This window comes from Streptomyces virginiae (assembly GCF_000720455.1).
In the GTDB taxonomy this organism is placed as follows: domain Bacteria; phylum Actinomycetota; class Actinomycetes; order Streptomycetales; family Streptomycetaceae; genus Streptomyces; species Streptomyces virginiae.
Genome location: NZ_JOAK01000029.1, coordinates 1 through 17802 on the forward strand (window position 1 = coordinate 1; position 17802 = coordinate 17802).

The window sequence follows — 17802 nt, forward strand, 5'->3', positions numbered from 1 at the left end:
GACCGCCGCCGCGCATCTCCGACGCCCTGTCCCTGAAATCTGGGACCGGCCCGTTCCTTTGGGGGCTTCCCGGCAGTCTTTCGGATTTCCGTGGCGGGGTGGGCGGTCAAGGGTGGAGCGCAGCGACATCGCGTAGCGACGCGACGAAGGAGCGCCCTTGAGGGGCCGGTCCGACGCGGAGAGACGATGGGACTGACGGGAAACCCCCAAATCCTCTCTGATCCCGCCCGAGTGGATCCCGCCCTCCCGGCCCCCTCCTCCTTCCGGTCCCGCCCGGGTGGCTTCCGCCTTCCCCGGCCCCCTCCTCTTTTCGGCGCCGACCGGGCGGTTCCCGCCCCTCCCCGCTGCCCGGGGAGTCGTCCGGTGGGAGTTTCTGATCGGATGTCGATGTCGATTTCTTGGAATGCGCTTTCATGTAATTCGTAACCGGAAATGAATTCCAGGCTCAAGAGATTCGTTTCTCCGTGAATGGTAGCGCATGATTCGCGGGAAGTTCGCCGACACGGCAATGAGTGTTTCCGGGTTTGTGGTGTTCGGTGAGTAGTATTCCCTTGCTCGGATTGCGACCCCATGTGCAGGCTCGCCGTATCGGGCTGATCGCGCAGGGGTTCATGCCGTCTTCACTACAGAAAGAAGGCTCCCATGGCCATCCCCCTCCCCAACGACGTGACGACCTTCCAGGACAACTGGCGCTTCTGTAACCACTGTTACTCCCTGTGGTGGAACGGCCGCCCCGACAACGGGGCCTGTCCCTCGGGCAACTCCCCGGACGGGCAGCACCACGGTCAGGGGAGCTGGAACTTCTACCTGCCGGCCAATCCCAGTGAGTCCATCTGATTCGACCGGGTGAGGGCGTGAAATTCTCGCCGCCATTGGTCCGGGCGGATTTGGTTGCCGTTTTGATCAATGTCGGGGGCGGTGTGGAAAACGCCTCGCGTTCCGGCGGAGAACGTCGCTCGGCCCGTGCTTGAGCGAATACCCCCGACTGCCGAAATCAGTCGGGGGTATTCGCGTCCGGGTTCCTTCCGGCTGCTGTCGCGGATGGTGCGGCAGCAGGCGGAAGGGAGGGGGGCCGGGTCAGGCGGGCTGTTCCGGGGCGGTCGCCGTGATCACCGAGAAGGCGCCGCCCTGGGGGTCGGCGAGGACGGCCATGCGGCCCGCCACCATGTCGAAGGCCGGGGCCATGACGCTGCCTCCGGCGCGTACGGTGGCGGCCTGGATCTCGTCGACGTCGTCGACGTGGAAGTACGGCATCCAGTGCGGCGGCACCCCGGCCGGCAGCTTGGCGAGGTCCATCATCCCGCCGACGGCCCGGTCGCCGACCTTGAACTCGGTGTACTCCCCGGCGTCGGGCATCTGGGACTTGGCCGTGGTGACGGGGAGGATGGCGGTGTAGAACGCGGCCGCGGCGGGGACGTCGCCGGTGCTCAGCTCGTTCCAGATCAGGGCGCCGTGCTCGTTGACGATGCCCGCGCCGTCGAAGGTGCCGGCCTGCCACAGGCCGACGGCGGCGCCGGTCGGGTCGGTGATCACGGCCATCCGGCCGAGGTCCATGACGTCCATCGCGCCCATCATCACCGAGCCGCCCGCGTCGGTGACCGACTTGAGGGTGGAGTCGAGGGAGTCGGTGGCCAGGTACGTGGTCCACGCGGTAGGCGGCATCGGGTCGGGCACGGTGCCGTCCGGGTTCGAAGCCTTCATGATGCCGGCGACGGGCTTGCCCTTGAGGAGGCAGACGGAGTAGCCGCCCTGCTCGGCCGGGCCGACCTCGCCCTGCCAGCCGAACAGGTCGCAGTAGAAGTCCAGGGCCGCCTGCTGGTCGGGGACCATCAGGTCGATCCAGCACGGGGTGCCGGGCTTGTAGGGGCCGTTCATGTCGGGCACGGATGCCTCCGCTGGTGGATGGGGGAAGGACGCGCCGTCCCCTACCCGCCCCGCACACCCCGAATCGACCCATTCGGGTGACCTGCACCAGGGCGCCGACTTCGCCGGCCGTCGCCGAGATCACGGGACGGCCCGCACGGCGCACCTCGGCCGAAACGGCGCTGTCCCCCTGGCCGAAGGCCAGGGGGACAGCGCCGTCAGGTCGGTCAGAGCTTCTCGGGGGTGCGGATGCCCAGGAGCGACATGCCCTTCGCGAGGGTGCGCGCCGTCAGGTCGGCCAGGAAGAGCCGGTTCTCGCCCACGACCTGGCCCGGGTCCGGCTTCACGACCGGGCACTGGTCGTAGAACGTCGTGAACAGCGACGACAGCTGGTAGAGGTACGCCGCCACCTTGTGCGGGGCGTGCTCCGCGGCCGCCTCGGCGATCAGCTCGCCGAAGCCGTCCAGGTGCAGGCCCAGCGCGCGCTCGGCCGGGGCCAGCTCCAGCTCCGGGTGGGCGACCGGCTTGCGGTCGCCGGCCCGGCGCAGGATCGACTTGATCCGGGCGTACGCGTACTGCAGGTACACGGACGTGTCGCCGTTCAGCGAGACCATCTGGTCCAGGTCGAACTTGTAGTCCCGCGCGGCCGACGTCGACAGGTCGGCGTACTTCACCGCGCCGATGCCGACGTACTGGCCGTTCTCGACGATCTCCGCCTCCGTCAGACCGACCTTCTCGGCCTTCTCCCGGACCACGGCCGTCGCCCGCTCCACGGCCTCGTCGAGCAGGTCCACCAGCCGGACCGTCTCGCCCTCACGGGTCTTGAACGGCTTGCCGTCCTTGCCGAGGACCGTGCCGAAGGCCAGCTGCACGGCCTTGACGTCGTCGTTCAGCCAGCCCGCCCGGCGCGCCGTCTCGAAGACCATCTTGAAGTGCAGCGACTGCCGCGCGTCCACCACGTAGATCAGCTCGGTCGCCCCGAGGTTGGTCACGCGGTCACGGATCGCCGACAGGTCGGTCGCCGCGTAGCCGAAACCGCCGTCCGACTTCTGCACGATCAGCGGGGTCGGGTTGCCGTCCGGGCCCTTGACGTCCTCGAAGAACACGCACAGCGCGCCGTTGGAGCGGACCGCGACGCCCGACTCCTCCAGCAGCTTGCACGTCTCGACCAGCATGTCGTTGTAGCCGGACTCGCCGACCACGTCCGGGTCCTGGATGTCCATGTCCAGCTTGTTGAAGACCGAGTAGAAGTAGATCTTCGACTCGTCCACGAACCGCTGCCACAGCGCCAGCGTCTCCGGCTCGCCCGCCTGCAGGTCCACCACACGCGCCCGGGCCCGCGTCTTGAACTCCTCGTCGGAGTCGAAGAGGGCGCGAGAAGCCTTGTACAGGCGGTTGAGGTTCGACATGGCCTCCTCACCGGAAGCCTGCTCGTCGCCGTCGCCGGACTTGTGGTCCAGCTCGTGCGGGTGCTCCAGCAGGTACTGGATGAGCATGCCGAACTGGGTGCCCCAGTCGCCGATGTGGTGGCGCCGGACCACCTTCTCGCCGGTGAACTCCAGGATCTCCACCATCGCCGCACCGATCACGGCGGACCGCAGGTGCCCGACGTGCATCTCCTTGGCGACGTTCGGCTGCGCGTAGTCGATCACCGTCGTGCCGGCGGACGCGTTCAGCGGCACGCCGAGCCGGTCGTCCGCCGCGCGGGCGGCAAGCGTCGAGATGATCGCCCGGTCGGCGACCGTGATGTTCAGGAAGCCGGGGCCCGAGACCTCGATCTCCTGGATCAGCTCACCGGTCGGGATGCCCTCGACCACGGTCGTGGCCAGCTCGCGCGGGTTGGCCTTCGCCTTCTTCGCGAGTGCCAGGATGCCGTTGGCCTGGAAGTCGGCCCGGTCACTTCGTCGCAGCAGCGGGTCGGCGCCACCGGCCTCCGGCAGGGCGGAGGCGAGGGCGTCGGCGACGCGCTGGTTGACGGACGAAGCGAGCGAAGGGACCGAGGCCATGAGCTGCCGTTCCTGTGAGGTTTCGTACGTGGGTCGTACGCGGTGCGTACTTGGGTCTTCCGACAAGTGCCGAGTATCCCACGCGGGCGCCATCCGTTTCGCGGGATATCACTGGGCGGAAGCAACCCCGGAGTGGCCGCTTCCGTCTGGGAGAATGGCCGAAGCCAGCATTCGAGATAGAAGGACGTGTCGTGGCTCAGAGCGCGCAGAGCAGCACCGAGACCGACTGGGTCTCCCGTTTCGCGGACGAGGTCATCGCCGAGGCGGAGCGCCGAGCCCCGGGCAAAACCCTCGTCGTCGCGTCCGGCCTCTCCCCCTCCGGCCCGGTCCACCTGGGCAACCTCCGCGAGGTCATGACCCCGCACCTGGTCGCCGACGAGATCCGCCGCCGCGGTCACGAGGTCCGCCACCTCATCTCGTGGGACGACTACGACCGTTTCCGCAAGGTCCCCAAGGGCATCCCCGGCGTCACCGAGGAATCGCACGCCCAGCACATCGGGCGCCCGCTGACCGCCGTCCCCGCCCCCGAGGGCTCCGCCTACCCGAACTGGGCCGAGCACTTCAAGGCCGCCATGGCCGAGTCGCTGGCCGAGCTCGGCGTCGAATACGACCCGATCAGCCAGACCGAGCAGTACACCACCGGTGTCTACCGCGAGCAGATCCTGCACGCGATGAAGCACCGCGGCGACATCGACGCAGTCCTCGCCCAGTACCGCACCAAGGTCAAGCCGGGCGGCAAGAAGCCCCAGCAGAAGCAGGTCGACGAAGCCGAGCTGGAAGCCGCCGAGGGCTCCGGCGCCGCCGCCGAGGACGACGGCAGCGCCGGCGAGGGCGGCTACTTCCCGTACAAGCCGTACTGCGGCCAGTGCGGCAAGGACTTCACCAAGGTCACCTCGTACGACGACGAGACCACCGAGATGACCTACGTCTGCACCGAGGACGAGTTCACCGAGACGGTCAAGCTCAGCGAGTTCAACCGCGGCAAGCTCGTCTGGAAGGTCGACTGGCCCATGCGCTGGGCCTACGAGGGCGTGATCTTCGAGCCCTCCGGCGTCGACCACTCCTCGCCCGGCTCCTCCTTCCAGGTCGGCGGCCAGATCGTCCACATCTTCGGCGGCGAGCAGCCCATCGGCCCGATGTACGCCTTCGTCGGCATCAGCGGCATGGCCAAGATGTCCTCCAGCAAGGGCGGGGTCTTCACCCCCGGCGACGCCCTGAAGATCATGGAGCCGCAGCTCCTGCGCTGGCTCTACGCCCGCCGCCGGCCCAACCAGTCCTTCAAGATCGCCTTCGACCAGGAGATCCAGCGCCTCTACGACGAGTGGGACAAGCTGGAGAGCAAGGTGGCGGACGGCTCCGTGCTGCCCGCCGACGCCGCCGCCCACAGCCGCGCCGTCCGGGTCGCCTCGCACGAGCTGCCCCGCACCCCCCGCCCCCTCCCGTACCGCACCCTCGCCTCGGTCGTCGACATCACCGCGGGCCACGACGAGCAGACCCTGCGCATCCTGGCCGACCTCGACCCGTCGCAGCCCCTCACCACCCTCGACGAGGTCCGGCCGCGCCTGGACCGCGCCGAGAACTGGATCACCACCCAGGTCCCGGCCGACCAGCGCACCCTCGTACGCGAGGACGCCGACACCGAGCTCCTGTCCTCCCTGGACGACGAGGGCCGCGAGTCCCTGCGCCTGCTCCTGGAAGGCCTCGACTCCCACTGGTCGCTCGACGGACTCACCACCCTCGTCTACGGCGTCCCGAAGGTCATGGCCGGACTGGAACCCGACGCCAAGCCCACCCCCGAGCTCAAGGTCGCCCAGCGCACCTTCTTCGCGCTGCTCTACCGGCTCCTCGTCACCCGCGAGACCGGACCGCGACTGCCCACGCTGCTCCTCGCCGTCGGCGCGGACCGCGTGCGCAAGCTGCTCGCCGTCTGACACCCCGCCACCACGGGCGGACACGCGGACCGGACACACGGAAGGGCCCGCACCCCTCGGGGTGCGGGCCCTTCCGCATACCGGGACCAGCCTGCACGGCTACGCCGGCTCGGCCTCCCGGTCGGTGTGGTGCTGCTGCCTGAACGACGGGATCATCCGACGCAGCAGCGAACCGCTGCGCGGGTGCGTCACGCCAAAGCGGTCCGCCAGCGTTATGTCGAGGGCTTCGGCGGTCGGGTAGTCCTGCGTCTCCTCGACCAGCGCACAGAACACCTTGTACGCGATCTGCGCGAACTCGACCTCGTCCGGCGACTCCGGCTCCGGCACCTGCTGCGGCGAGTACGCGTCCGGCGCCGCCTCGTGCCGCGGCTCCGGGATCGGCAGCTGCTGCGCCTGCTGCGCCTGCTGCTCGTCCGGGCCCATCGGGGGCAGCACCGGGGTCGGCTCCAGCCCCTCCACGTACTGCGGGTTGTAGCCACCCTCGTACACGGCCTGCGGCGCCTTCGGACCGGCGAACCAGGCACTGTTGTGGGCCGCCGGCATCGCCGTCGGATCCACCGCGAACGCCGGCGCGACATGGGCGACCGCCCCGGGCACCGCCTGCTGGGCCAAAGCCTGCGCCTGGGCCTGCGCCTGTTCCAGGGCCTGTTCCGGGGTCTGGCTCCCGTCCGGCTGCGGCATGCCCGCCGCCGACGTCTCCAGCGCCGGAACCGTACCCGCGAGCTGCTGCTCCAGCGGCGGCAACACCGCCGGGTCGATCCCCGTCGACGCCAGCGCGTCCGGCGCCGTCTGCGAGAGCGGCACACCGATCCGCGCCAGCTTCAGCGGCATCAACGCCTCCACCGGCGCCTTCTGCCGCCAGAAACGCCCGTACCGCGCCTGCAGCCGCGCCTGGTAGATCAGCCGGTCCTGCTCCATGCCGATCGCCTGCTCGTAGGAGCGCAGCTCCCACAGCTTCATCCGCCGCCACAGCTTGAACGTCGGCAACGGCGACAACAGCCACCGCGTGATGCGCACGCCCTCCATGTGCCGGTCCGCGGTGATGTCCGCGATCCGGCCCACCGCGTGCCGGGCGGCCTCCACCGTCACCACGAACAGGATCGGGATCACGGCATGCATGCCGACGCCGAGCGGATCCGGCCACGACGCCGCGCCGTTGAACGCGATCGTCGCCGCCGTCAGCAACCACGCCGTCTGACGCAACAGCGGGAAGGGGATCCGCAGCCATGTCAGCAGCAGGTCCAGCGCCAGCAGGACACAGATGCCGGCATCGATGCCGATCGGGAACACCAGGGAGAAACTGCCGAAGCCCTTCTTCTCCGCGAGCTCGCGCACCGCGGCGTACGAGCCCGCGAAGCCGATGCCCGCGATGACGACGGCTCCGGCGACCACGACACCGATGAGTATTCGGTGCGTACGAGTCAGCTGCATCGCGGCCACCCGCGATCCCCTCCCCTTGTCGAGCACAAACCGAGCGCTTACCGCGCCTTTATGGAGCCGCGGCAGGCACAGCGTACGGGTGACTGGATGTCAGCGCTCCAGGAGGCCCCGACCCGACCCGCCACCACTGCTACTGGGGCTGGGGAGACTGCGGCTGCTCCGCCGGCTTGTTGGCGGTCGCGACCGAGGCCACGGCCTCCTTCGCCGCGGTGAGCGCGTCCTGCAGCAGCTTCGCCTGGTCCGGAGCGCCGGCACCCTCGTAGGCAGCACCGTTGTAGTCGAGCGTGACCACCACGTTCTGGGTGCGCGCCACGATCGTCGTGTTGAAGAAGTCGACGTCCTTCTTCACCGAGTACACCACCGACGTGCCCTGGTCGCCCAGGCCCTCGGCCGGCTCGGCCTTCACGTTCTGCGCGCCCTCGGTGGCCTTCGCCGCCTCGACCTGCTTGCCGTACTGCTCCTCGGCCCGCTTGTTGGCGTTGCCGAGCGAGGCGTGCGAGTCGGTACGGAAGAAGGAGAGCGAGAGCCAGCGGTACTGCGAGCCCTTCAGACCGTCCTCGTCCAGACCGTTCCAGGAGCAGCTGGCACGGCTGGCCAGGTCGTTCGACTTGGTCGCCGTACCGTTCTTGTCCTTCGCCTCCGGTACGAGCGTGTCTATCGTCGCCGTCTGGAGCGCCTTGCAGGGATCCGGGAGCGCGGCGAACGCCGCCTTCTCCAGCTCCGGCTTCTTCGACTTCTCGCCGGGCTTGGAAGAAGCGGACGAACCGGACTTCTTGTCGCCCTTCGCGGCCGATTCCTTGCCCGAGTCGGAGGAACACCCGGCCACGGTGAGGATCACCGGGACGGCTGCGCAGGCGAGAACGCGGGTGAGGCGCGAGGCTGATCGGTGCATGGTTCCTTCAGTGCTCTGGGGGTCTTCTTCGGACGCGGGACCCGGTCAACGGTAGCCCGATCGGGTGGCGGACTGCTGTGCGCGCCGTCACGCCGGGGCGCGGCGCGCACCGCTCACTCGTTGAAGCGCTCGGCGAGCGCCAGCGCCAACTGCCGTGCCCTGTCCTGTGTTTCGGCACTGGACGGGACCGTGCCGGGCAGGGCCGGCTGCACGCTGTACTCGAGCTTGACGATGACATTCGAGGTGCGGAACACAATCCGCACGGTGCGCGACTGCGCGGCCGTGGCCCCGGCGGGGCTCAGCTTGTCGTCCAGGAAGGCCTCGGTGCCGAGCCCCTCCAGGACGCGCGAGCCGAGCTCGGGCTGCGGGGACGGGCTCGTGCCGGGGGCCGGCGTTCCCGAGGCCGGCGCCCCGGCCGACGGCGCCCCGGCCGACGGCGCGCCGCTCGCGGGCGGTGCGGGGTTCGCGGGCGGGGGAGTGGAGGCGGCGGGCCCGGCCGGGTTGCCGGGTCCGGCCGGGTTGGCCGGGTTCGCGGCGCCCGGGCCGGGGGTCGTGGCCGGGCCGGGGAAGGGCAGGTGGGCGTCCGTGAGCAGGCGTACGTAGACCTGCTTGGCCTTGTCGTCGTCGCTGGCGGTGGCGCGGTCGTAGGAGACGACGCGTTCGAAGCCGACCGACAGCAGCCGGGTTTCCTCGGGGGTCTGCGCGCTCCAGCGGCAGCCGACGTGCCGGTCGCCGTCGTAGGAGGAGTCGGCGGTGCCCGCGTACATCTGGTCGAGCTGTTCGGGGGTGAGGCCGTCCGGCTCGGGGAGCATGGCCTTGAGCTTCTTGCTGTCGGCGGCCGCCCTGCAGGGCGCGGGCAGGCTCCGGTACTTCCCCGGCTGGGCGGGTGCGGCGGCGCCGCCGCCGGCCTTCGAGTCGCTGGTGCCCGCCCCGTCGCTCCCGCCGGTGCACCCGGTCAGGCCGGCCGCACCGGCCGCGAGCGCGGTGAGCATCGCGATGCCGGGCAGGACTCGCCGTACCGCCTTGCGCTGCACGTCCACTGGCTCCCTTCGACCGGCGGGCCCCCCGACGGTCAGGAAAATGCGTTGCCGCGACTTGGGCGCGGCTGGACACAATGTCTATCGCACACGCTGGTGCTGGCGCCGGTCCCCTGTCGTCTTTGGGATCAAGAGCGAGGCTTTTGCGCATTCTCACCTTTCTGTTGGTTTCGGGGGATTGATTCCTTATGTCGTATGTAGAGGTACCGGGGGCTCAGGTCCCGATCCGGATGTGGACCGACCCGGCGTCGGTCGAGGCCGGTGCGATGCAGCAGCTCCACAACGTCGCGACGCTTCCGTGGATCAAGGGCCTGGCCGTCATGCCGGACGTCCACTACGGCAAGGGGGCCACGGTCGGCTCGGTGATCGCCATGAAGGACGCGGTCTGCCCGGCGGCGGTGGGCGTGGACATCGGCTGCGGCATGTCGGCGGTGAAGACGTCCCTGACGGCGAACGACCTCCCGGGGGACCTCTCCAAGCTCCGCTCGAAGATCGAGCAGGCGATCCCGGTGGGGATGGGCCTCCACAAGGAGGCGGTGGACCCGTCGCGGCTGTACGGCTTCTCGGTGGAGGGGTACGAGGATCTGTGGACGAGGTTCGACTACCTCACCGATGCGGTCAAATTCCGTCAGGAACGTGCCACAAAGCAGATCGGAACGCTCGGATCGGGGAACCACTTCATCGAGTTCTGTCTCGATGAGTCAGGTTCGGTCTGGCTGATGCTGCACTCCGGCTCCCGGAACATCGGCAACGAACTCGCCGCGCACCACATCGGCGTGGCCCGGGGCCTCGCGCACAACCAGAACCTGGTCGACCGGGACCTTGCGGTCTTCCTTGCGGCCACGCCCGAGATGGAGGCGTACCGCAACGACCTGTTCTGGGCGCAGGAGTACGCGAAGTTCAACCGTGCGGCGATGATGAGCCTCTTCAAGGAGGTCGTCCGCAAGGAGTTCCGGAAGGCGAAGGTCTCCTTCGACCGCGAGATCAGCTGCCACCACAACTACGTGGCGGAGGAGCGGTACGACGGCATGGACCTGCTGGTCACACGCAAGGGCGCGATCCGCGCCGGCAGCGGTGACTACGGGATCATCCCCGGCTCGATGGGCACGGGCTCGTACATCGTGAAGGGACTCGGCAACGAGAAGTCCTTCAACTCGGCCTCGCACGGTGCCGGCCGGAAGATGAGCCGGACTGCGGCGAAGAAGAAGTTCTCGGCGCGCGACCTGGCGGAGCAGACCAAGGGCGTCGAGTGCCGCAAGGACTCGGGCGTCGTGGACGAGATCCCGGGCGCGTACAAGTCGATCGAGCAGGTCATCGACCAGCAGACGGACCTCGTCCAGGTCGTGGCCAAGCTCAAGCAGGTCATCTGCGTCAAGGGCTGAGGCCCGGGCGCGGCTTTCGGGGGAGTGGAGGGGCCCGGACCGGTGGAGACCGGTCCGGGCCCCTCCGCGTGTTTCAGTCCTCGTCGCCGTCGAGGAGGAGGTCCACCGACAGCTCCACGGAGACTCCGAGGGACTCGGGGAGCGGGACCGAGGTGCCCCGCTTGAAGGTCTTGCGGAGGCGGTAGGCGCCGTTGCGGGGGTCTGTGTGGAGGACGACCTCGTCGTGGTGGCGGTCGGCGATGACGTAGACGGGAACGCCGGCCCTGGCGTAGCTCTCGACCTTGATGCCGATGTCGTCCGACCAGTTCGAGGAGGTGACCTCGACGATCAGGCGGAAGGCGTCGGGGGAGTAGCAGTTGTAGGCCGCCCGGTTGCGCTTGTAGTCCGCTTCGACCAGGGCGAAGTCGGGGATGGCGAAATCGTCCGGCCCGGTCGGCAGCGTGATGCCGATGGTCTGGAGGTACTTCAGTCCGGCCTTTCTGGCTCCGGCTGCCGCGAACTCCTCGATGAGCCACGTGAGTGTCTCCGAGTGCGCTCCGTCGGCGGGTGGTGTCACGGTGAGCCTCCCCTGGAGAATCTCCACTCGGTGTCCGGGAAGCTCCTTGGAGAGTCGATCGGCGGCCTCGGCGATCGTGGTCTCGTGCTGCATCACGGCCATAGGTTCCTCCCTTTGAGGGCTCACGCTTTCGGATCGTAGCCGCGCGCGCCGACATACCGCGCGCATTCACCCATACGGGCCTCGGGGGCAGCGGGCCTCAACTGTCTTCTCGTGCATGAGGGTTGACCGTCCAAGTTGGTCTAGACCAAGGTGTGCGGCATGGGGAGATCTCGCGTGCTTGTCGCCGCGCTCGCGTCGTTGTCGCTGGCTCTCGGGGCCGCCGGGTCCGCGCAGGCCCGGGTGGGGTTGCCGCCCGTCGTTGCGCAGGTGCCGACCTCGGAGAAGGTCGTCTTCATCACGGTCGACGACGGGTGGCACCACGATCCCGAAGCCGCCCGGATCCTGCTGGAGCGGCGGGTGCCCGTCTCGCTGTTCCTGCTGCCGGGGGCGGCCTCGTACGACGCCGCGTACTTCACCCGGCTCACGGAGGAGGGGCGGGCGAGCGTGGAGAACCACACCCTCGGCCATCCGGACCTCACGACGCTCGACGCCGCCGGCAAGGACGCCGAGGTGTGCGGGGCGGGAGAGCGGCTCCGGGCGGTCTTCGGGCGGACGCCGAAGCTGCTGCGGCCGCCGTACGGGGCGGTGGACGACGAGGTGCGGCTCGCGGCGAAGGCCTGCGGGGTGAAGGCGCTGATCACCTGGACGCACGACTTCACCACCTGGGGCGACGCGCCGCCGCCCACTCCGCGGCTGCAGGCGGGCGACATCGTGCTGCTGCACTTCACGCCGACGCTGGCGGCCGACCTGCAGCGGGCCCTGGACGCGGCGAGGGCCGCCGGGCTGAAGCCGGCGGCCCTGATGCCGCACCTGAAGGGCTCCGGGGTGATCCAGGGGGCCTAGAGGTCGCGGTGGACCTTGGTGTTGGAGGCCTGGGCGCGGGGGCGGACCACCAGGAGGTCGATGTTGACGTGGCTGGGGCGGGTCACCGCCCAGGTGATGGTGTCGGCGACGTCGTCGGCGGTGAGGGGCTCGGCGACGCCCGCGTAGACCTTCTCCGCCTTCTCGGCGTCGCCGCGGAAGCGGGTCTTGGCGAACTCGTCGGTCTTGACCATCCCGGGGGCGATCTCGATGACGCGGACGGGCTGGCCGACGATCTCCAGGCGGAGGGTCTCGGCGAGGACGCGGGCGCCGTTCTTGGCGGCGACGTAGCCGGCGCCGCCCTCGTACGTGGCGTGGCCGGCGGTGGAGGAGAGGACCACGACCGTGCCGTCGCCGGAGGCGGTGAGGGCGGGGAGCAGTGCCTGGGTGACGTTGAGCGTGCCGATGACGTTGACCTCGTACATGGTGCGCCAGTCGGCGGGGTCGCCGGTGGCGACGGGCTCGGCGCCGATGGCGCCGCCGGCGTTGTTGACGAGGACGTCGCAGCGGTCGAGGGACGCGGCGAGGGCGTCGACGGCGGCGCGGTCGGTGACGTCGAGGGCGTGGGCGGTCGCGGAGTGGCCGGCCTCGGTGAGCTCGGCGGCGAGGGCCTCGATGCGGTCCTTGCGGCGGGCGGTGAGGACGACGTGGTAGCCGGCCGTGGCGAGCCGGCGGGCGGTGGCCGCGCCGATGCCGCTGCTCGCGCCGGTGACTACGGCGGTTCGGGTGGCGGCCGTGCTCATGTGCGTGCTCCTCGGTCGTTCGTACGGACGATTAACCGCCAGCATAGGCGCGGGCGGGTGGGTCAGCGGCCGCGCGGGGCGTACATGATCACGGCCATTCCGGCGAGGCAGACGAGGGCTCCGGCGATGTCCCAGCGGTCGGGGCGGTAGCCGTCGGCGACGGCGCCCCAGGCGAGGGAGCCGGCGACGAAGACTCCGCCGTAGGCGGCGAGGACGCGGGCGAAGTCGCCTTGGGGCTGCAGGGTGGCGACGAAGCCGTAGAGGCCGAGGGCGATCACGCCGGCGCCGATCCAGGCCCAGCCCTTGTGTTCGCGTACGCCTTGCCAGACGAGCCAGGCGCCGCCGATCTCCAGGAGGGCGGCGAGGGTGAAGAGGGCGACGGAGCGGGCGATCGGCATGGCTCAAAGGTACGTAGGGCGGATGGGGGCGGGCGCGCCCTCGTTCGTGTGATGGTCCGACTGGCCGGGGGTGGTCCGGGCTAGCCTCCGCGCGAGATGCGAGGAGGTGGTGGCGGTGCGCCGTGTCGCCGTACGGAGTGTGGTGGTGGCGGGGTTGCTGGCGCTCGGGGCGGGTGTGCCCGGGCCGGCGCAGGCGTCGGTGTGGGCGCCGGTGTCGCCGGGGGCGCGGGTGGGGGCCGGGCCGGAGGCCGACGTGTCGTACCACGGCCGGGTGGCCCTGTCCGGGTCGCAGCTGCGGGTGTGGCTGGTTCCGGAGAACGACGGGCCGGCCGCGCTGCCGAACGCGACGTTGCGGGTGCGCCTGTCTGCCGACCTGGCGGACCGGCAGCAGCTGGCGGAGGGCTGTGCGCGGGCGGGTCTGCGTGAGGTGGTGTGCGAGACGGGGCCGTTGCCGTTGCACGGGCGGGGCCGGCACGTGGGGCTGGCGCTGGAGCTGCGGGAGCGGGTGCCGGAGGTGGTGGTGCGGGTGGACACGTGGTGGAACGGCGGTGCGACGGACCGGAACCACGCGAACAACGATCACGTGGTGCTGGCCCTGGACACGGGTGACGCGTACGCCTTCTAGGCCCGGGCGCAGTGGCCCGGGCTCCCGGGCCCCCGGGCCTCGTCAGGCGGTGCCGAATTCGACGAGTGCCTCGTCGACGATCCGTTCCAGGCGGGCGTGGTGGGCGCCGCGCCAGTAGACGCGCTCGCATGCGGTGCACTGGGCGAAGACGTCGTAGGAGCGGTGCGTGCCGTGTTCCAGGCGGTCGCCGACGCTCTCCTTGTCGGCCTCGTGGAGCGGCCCGTTGCAGGCGGTGCAGCGGGTCCACGGGGCGAGGGCGGGTGCGAAGCGGCCGAGGACGTCGCGCAGTTGCTCGTCGGGGTTGTCGCTGTAGACGTACGCGCCGGCGAAGATCTCGCGGCGGCGGAGCAGGCCGCGGTCGCGGGAGAGCAGGACGCGCTGTTCGGCGGCGGAGCGGGTGGCGAGGGCGGGGTCGCCGATGTCCTCGTTCTCGTAGGCGGCGTCGACGCCGAGGAGGCGCAGGCGGCGGGCGAGCGTGCCGAGGTGGACGTCGAGGAGGAAGCGGAGGGGGGCGCCGGGGATGTGCTGGGGGCGTTCGACTCCGAACACCTCGACGTTCTGGCCGTCTCGGGGCACGTAGGAGACCGGGACCTCGTGCCCGTCGACGAGGAGGCGGCCGACCTCGGTGAGGGGGACTCCGGCGGATTCGACGACGTGGCCGAGGCTGGAGGCGCCGTCGGTCGCGGTCGGTACGCGGTCCGTGCGCCGGCTGGGCGGGGCGAAGAGGCGCAGTTCGGGGGCGAGGGTGAGCTGAATGCCGGGTCCGTTCACGCTGTCAGCATGCCATTTCGGGGTGGGTGGTCGCGCCTGATTTCAGGAGGCGGCGTTGGCCCGGTCGTAGGTGTCGCGGTGGGTGCTGACCTCGTCGAAGTGGTTCTCGGCCCAGGTCTTCACGGAGGACAGGAGGCAGCCGAGGCTGCTGCCGAGGTCGGTGAGCCGGTAGTCGACGCGGACGGGGACGGTGGGGGTGACGTGGCGGGTGACGAGGCCGTCGCGTTCGAGGGAGCGCAGGGTCTGGGTGAGCATCTTCTGGCTGACGCCGGGGATCTTGCGGCCGAGGTCGCTGTAGCGCAGGGAGCGGTCGTCGGCCTCGCCGAGGGCGCTGACGATGAGGCCGACCCACTTGTCGCTGATCCGGGCCAGGAGCTGGCCGGTGGGGCATTCCTTGAGGAAGGCGTCGTAGGCGAATCGGGCTTCCTCGCGGCGGGCCGCGGCGGTGCTGGTGGCCATGGGCACCCACTTCCAGGTCCGGTACGCACCTTGGAGTACGTACTTACGAAAGGAGAGTACCTCTCCCTAGGTTAGTGGTCATCGGAACGAGCGAAGACGACGGAAGCGGGGAGAGAGATGAGCGAGCGGACGATGCTGGCGGCCGTGGTGACCGGGTTCGGCGGTCCGGAGCGGGTCGAGCTGGCCGAGGTGCCGGTGCCGCGTCCGGAGGCGGGTCAGGTCAGGATCCGGGTGGCGGCCGCCGGGCTCAATCCGGTGGACGCGGGGGTCCGCGCCGGGGTCTTCGGCGGCGCCGGGCAGCGGCTCGGCCTCGGCTGGGACGTCGCCGGGGAGATCGACGAGGCCGGCCCCGGGGTGACCGGTTGGAGCCGCGGCGACCGGGTGGTGGGCCTGCACTACGGCACGGTGAAGCCGCTGGGCACGCACGCCGAGTACGTGGTGCTCGACGCCGGCGCCGTGGCCGCCGCGCCGGCCACCGTGGACGTACCGGCCGCGGCGGCGCTGCCGCTGGCCGGCCTGACCGCCGCCCGCGCCGTGGACCAGCTGGGGCTGGCCCCCGGCTCCTCGGTACTGGTCACCGGTGCCGCGGGCGTGGTCGGCGGTCTGGCGGTGCAGCTCGCCGCGGGGGCCGGCCTGGTGGTGACGGCCCTGGCGGGTCCGGGGGACGAGGAACTCGTACGGTCGCTGGGCGCGGCCGCCTTCGTGCCGCGCGGCGGGGCCCCGGCCGGGCCGGTGGACGGGGTCCTGGACGCGGCCGTCCTGGGCGGTGCCGCGCTGGCCCACGTCCGCGACGGCGGGGTCTACGTCGGCCTGATCCCGAACCACGCCCCGGCGGCGGAGCGCGGCGTCCGGGTAGAGGAGCAGGAGGTCGCCGCGGACGGGGAGCTGCTGGCCCGCCTGGTGTCCCTGGTCGAGGCGGGCGCGCTCACCCTGCGGGTCTCGGAGGTCTTCCCCCTCGCGGAGGCGGCGAAGGCGCACGACCGGCTCGCGACGCCGGGTGTGCGCGGCCGGATCATCCTGACGCCGTGAGCGTGCGCGGCGGCCCCACCCGGTAGCGCCAGTCGAGGCTGGGGTGGGGCACGCCGGGCGGGTACTCGAAGTCGACCTCGCCGAGGCATTCGAACCCGGCGCGCCGGCATACGGCGTTTGAGGCGGGGTGGTCGGTTCCGGGGAAGGCGTGGACGCTGTCGCGGGATCCGTGCTCCCGTACGTAGGACAGGAGCCGGGTCAGGGCGGCGACAGCCAGTCCGCGGCCCTGGAACTCGGGCAGGATGCCCCAGCCGGCCTCGTAGACCGGCTCGCCCCGCCACTCGCGTTCCCAGAAGCCGATGGATCCGGCGCTCTCCCCGGAGGCTTCCAGGACCACGCGGAACATCCGCCCGGCGGCGGGCTCCCGGGCGCTCAGGGCCTCGTAGCGCCGCTGGCGGTCGAGGAGCTTCTCGTCGGACTCGGGGCCGCCGAGGTGTTGCGTCATGGCGGGTTCGTTCGCGCGTCGCAGCAGCCAGAAGTCCGCGTCGGACCACGGTTCCAGTCGTACGTCCGTCTCCATCCGCCCACCCTACGCATCCTGCCCGCCGGGACCCTCCGTGCGGGTGTGTGGTCAGCCGCGCTGGAAGAACTCCACCTCCGCGAGGGCGAGATGCCGGTCCGGAGCCGACCCGGCGGGTTCTTCCAGGGTCAGCCGGATCGTCGTGACGTCGCTGATTCCGAGGGGGAAGGTCTGCGGTCCGGGCTTGTCGCTGAGGACGAGCTTCTTGTGGACCGTGGCGCCGTCCCGGTCCGTCACCTCCATGTCGATGCGCAGCGCCCGCCCCTGCTTCGCGTACTCCTCGGGTGCGGGTGAGGCGCCGTTGGTGACGATCACGTCGACGAGGCGGAACGGCTTGCCGAAGGTGTACGTCGCCGACGTGCCGGGGGCGGGCGCGCCCCAGTAGCGGTTGCTGAGGCCGTCCGTGCTGTGGGCCACGGGGTGTCCGGGGAGTTCGGCGGTCGCCTGGACACGGGTCGGGGTCACCGCCTTGGCCTTGCCGAGCTTGTCCCGGGTGTCCTCCATGAGGTGGCGTCCGGCCGGCAGCAGCAGGAAGGCGGCCGCGCACAGGGCCAGTACGACGCCCAGGACCACCAGGAAGCGGACCAGGCGGCCGGAGCCGGCCCGGGTACGGCGGCGGAACGGCCAGACGGTCCGCCACCACGGCAGGGGGGCCGCGATGGTGGTGGGCGTCAGCGGTGTCGCGCAGCGGCGGCAGAAGCGGCGGTCGGGCGGGTTGGGGGTGCCGCAGGCCGGGCACGGTGCGCCGGTGACGTCGTCGCTCGCCGGGAGGGGGCGTACGACGGGGCGCGGCGCGACGGCCCTGGCGGGCAGTACGGGAGCCGGGGACGCCACTGGTGGGGTGGCGGGTGCTCGCGGTGCCGGTACCGGGCGTGCCGGTGCGGGGCGTGCCGGTGCCACGGGCGCGGGCGAGGATCCCGCCGAGGCGCCGGACGGCGCACCCGGCCGGGGCTCCGCGCCTGCGGCTGCGGACGCGGCCGGGCCGGACTCGGTGTCGGCGTTGGCGGCCGCGGCCGGGGCGGGCCTCCTGCGCAGCCAGGACAGCCACCGCCCCACGCGGGACGCGGGCGACTCTGATCCCGCCTCCGCCGCCGCGGCGTCCGACGAGCCGGCCCCTCCGGACTCCGTGCCGCCCTGCGGGGTGGCTTCCCGGGCCGTGCCGTCCTGGCTCGTGCCGCGTGGGGTGG

The 17802-nt window shown here is 71.1% G+C and carries 18 protein-coding genes; 6 read left to right on the forward strand and 12 right to left on the reverse strand.

The window, feature by feature from the left end; translation table 11 throughout:
* Positions 1-642: 642 nt before the first annotated feature.
* Entirely contained in the window at positions 643-837 is a 195-nt protein-coding gene (locus IG86_RS0131365; RefSeq protein ID WP_030664060.1) for a hypothetical protein, read from the forward strand.
* 240 nt (positions 838-1077) lie between these two features.
* Here IG86_RS0131365 and IG86_RS0131370 read toward each other — a convergent pair whose 3' ends face one another.
* Both IG86_RS0131370 and argS read right to left on the reverse strand, forming a co-directional pair.
* Positions 1078-1875: a VOC family protein gene (locus tag IG86_RS0131370; RefSeq protein WP_030831996.1), complete on the reverse strand. Its 798-nt coding sequence runs from the start codon at positions 1873-1875 to the stop codon at positions 1078-1080.
* A 215-nt stretch (positions 1876-2090) separates the two neighbouring features.
* Positions 2091-3869 (reverse strand): arginine--tRNA ligase, encoded by a 1779-nt coding sequence (argS, locus tag IG86_RS0131375; RefSeq protein WP_030831994.1) that lies wholly within the window; start codon positions 3867-3869, stop codon positions 2091-2093.
* Between the two features lie 191 nt (positions 3870-4060).
* Between argS and lysS the strand changes: the two genes are divergently transcribed.
* Positions 4061-5800 carry a lysine--tRNA ligase gene (lysS, locus tag IG86_RS0131380; RefSeq protein ID WP_030831991.1) on the forward strand — a complete coding sequence of 580 codons (1740 nt, stop codon included), beginning with the start codon at positions 4061-4063 and terminating at the stop codon, positions 5798-5800.
* Positions 5801-5899: 99 nt separating this feature from the next.
* Here lysS and IG86_RS0131385 read toward each other — a convergent pair whose 3' ends face one another.
* The 3 genes from IG86_RS0131385 to IG86_RS42595 form a co-directional block, all read right to left on the reverse strand.
* Entirely contained in the window at positions 5900-7240 is a 1341-nt protein-coding gene (locus tag IG86_RS0131385; protein WP_030831989.1) for a DUF2637 domain-containing protein, read from the reverse strand.
* A gap of 130 nt (positions 7241-7370) precedes the next feature.
* Entirely contained in the window at positions 7371-8132 is a 762-nt protein-coding gene (locus tag IG86_RS0131390; protein WP_045937351.1) for a DUF3558 family protein, read from the reverse strand.
* A gap of 113 nt (positions 8133-8245) precedes the next feature.
* Positions 8246-9166: a hypothetical protein gene (locus IG86_RS42595; RefSeq protein ID WP_030901445.1), complete on the reverse strand. Its 921-nt coding sequence runs from the start codon at positions 9164-9166 to the stop codon at positions 8246-8248.
* A 191-nt stretch (positions 9167-9357) separates the two neighbouring features.
* Here IG86_RS42595 and IG86_RS0131400 point away from each other — a divergent pair, with 191 nt between their 5' ends.
* Complete coding sequence (locus tag IG86_RS0131400; RefSeq protein ID WP_030831980.1) at positions 9358-10551, forward strand: RtcB family protein; 1194 nt, start codon at positions 9358-9360, stop codon at positions 10549-10551.
* Positions 10552-10624: 73 nt separating this feature from the next.
* Here the strand turns inward: IG86_RS0131400 and IG86_RS0131405 are convergent, their stop codons facing one another.
* Positions 10625-11209 carry a Uma2 family endonuclease gene (locus IG86_RS0131405; protein ID WP_030831977.1) on the reverse strand — a complete coding sequence of 195 codons (585 nt, stop codon included), beginning with the start codon at positions 11207-11209 and terminating at the stop codon, positions 10625-10627.
* Positions 11210-11368: 159 nt separating this feature from the next.
* On the opposite strand from IG86_RS0131405, the gene IG86_RS0131410 reads away from it, so the two are divergent.
* Positions 11369-12052 carry a polysaccharide deacetylase family protein gene (locus tag IG86_RS0131410; protein ID WP_030901448.1) on the forward strand — a complete coding sequence of 228 codons (684 nt, stop codon included), beginning with the start codon at positions 11369-11371 and terminating at the stop codon, positions 12050-12052.
* Here IG86_RS0131410 and IG86_RS0131415 read toward each other — a convergent pair.
* Together IG86_RS0131415 and IG86_RS0131420 are read right to left on the reverse strand one after the other, a co-directional pair.
* Entirely contained in the window at positions 12049-12813 is a 765-nt protein-coding gene (locus IG86_RS0131415; RefSeq protein WP_030831971.1) for an SDR family NAD(P)-dependent oxidoreductase, read from the reverse strand. The genes IG86_RS0131410 and IG86_RS0131415 overlap by 4 nt on opposite strands.
* Positions 12814-12875: 62 nt before the next feature.
* Positions 12876-13211 carry a YnfA family protein gene (locus IG86_RS0131420; RefSeq protein WP_030831969.1) on the reverse strand — a complete coding sequence of 112 codons (336 nt, stop codon included), beginning with the start codon at positions 13209-13211 and terminating at the stop codon, positions 12876-12878.
* 115 nt (positions 13212-13326) lie between these two features.
* Between IG86_RS0131420 and IG86_RS43280 the strand changes: the two genes are divergently transcribed.
* Positions 13327-13836 carry a hypothetical protein gene (locus IG86_RS43280; protein ID WP_244306176.1) on the forward strand — a complete coding sequence of 170 codons (510 nt, stop codon included), beginning with the start codon at positions 13327-13329 and terminating at the stop codon, positions 13834-13836.
* Between the two features lie 42 nt (positions 13837-13878).
* Here IG86_RS43280 and IG86_RS0131430 read toward each other — a convergent pair whose 3' ends face one another.
* Both IG86_RS0131430 and IG86_RS0131435 read right to left on the reverse strand, forming a co-directional pair.
* A complete protein-coding gene (locus IG86_RS0131430; protein ID WP_030831965.1) occupies positions 13879-14607 on the reverse strand; it encodes a Mut7-C RNAse domain-containing protein in 729 nt (242 codons plus the stop codon).
* Between the two features lie 42 nt (positions 14608-14649).
* Positions 14650-15066, reverse strand: coding sequence for a winged helix-turn-helix transcriptional regulator (locus IG86_RS0131435; protein WP_030831962.1), 417 nt, complete (start codon positions 15064-15066; stop codon positions 14650-14652).
* A 132-nt stretch (positions 15067-15198) separates the two neighbouring features.
* Between IG86_RS0131435 and IG86_RS0131440 the strand changes: the two genes are divergently transcribed.
* Positions 15199-16095, forward strand: a complete 897-nt coding sequence (locus IG86_RS0131440; protein WP_030901455.1) for an NADP-dependent oxidoreductase — start codon at positions 15199-15201, stop codon at positions 16093-16095.
* On the opposite strand, the gene IG86_RS0131445 is transcribed toward IG86_RS0131440, so the two are convergent.
* Together IG86_RS0131445 and IG86_RS0131450 are read right to left on the reverse strand one after the other, a co-directional pair.
* On the reverse strand, positions 16079-16615 hold the full coding sequence (locus IG86_RS0131445; protein ID WP_030831957.1) for a GNAT family N-acetyltransferase: 537 nt from the start codon (positions 16613-16615) through the stop codon (positions 16079-16081). The two genes, IG86_RS0131440 and IG86_RS0131445, sit on opposite strands and share 17 nt — an antisense overlap.
* 51 nt (positions 16616-16666) lie before the next feature.
* Positions 16667-17449, reverse strand: a complete 783-nt coding sequence (locus IG86_RS0131450) for a zinc ribbon domain-containing protein (protein ID WP_078906097.1) — start codon at positions 17447-17449, stop codon at positions 16667-16669.
* Positions 17450-17802: the final 353 nt, after the last annotated feature.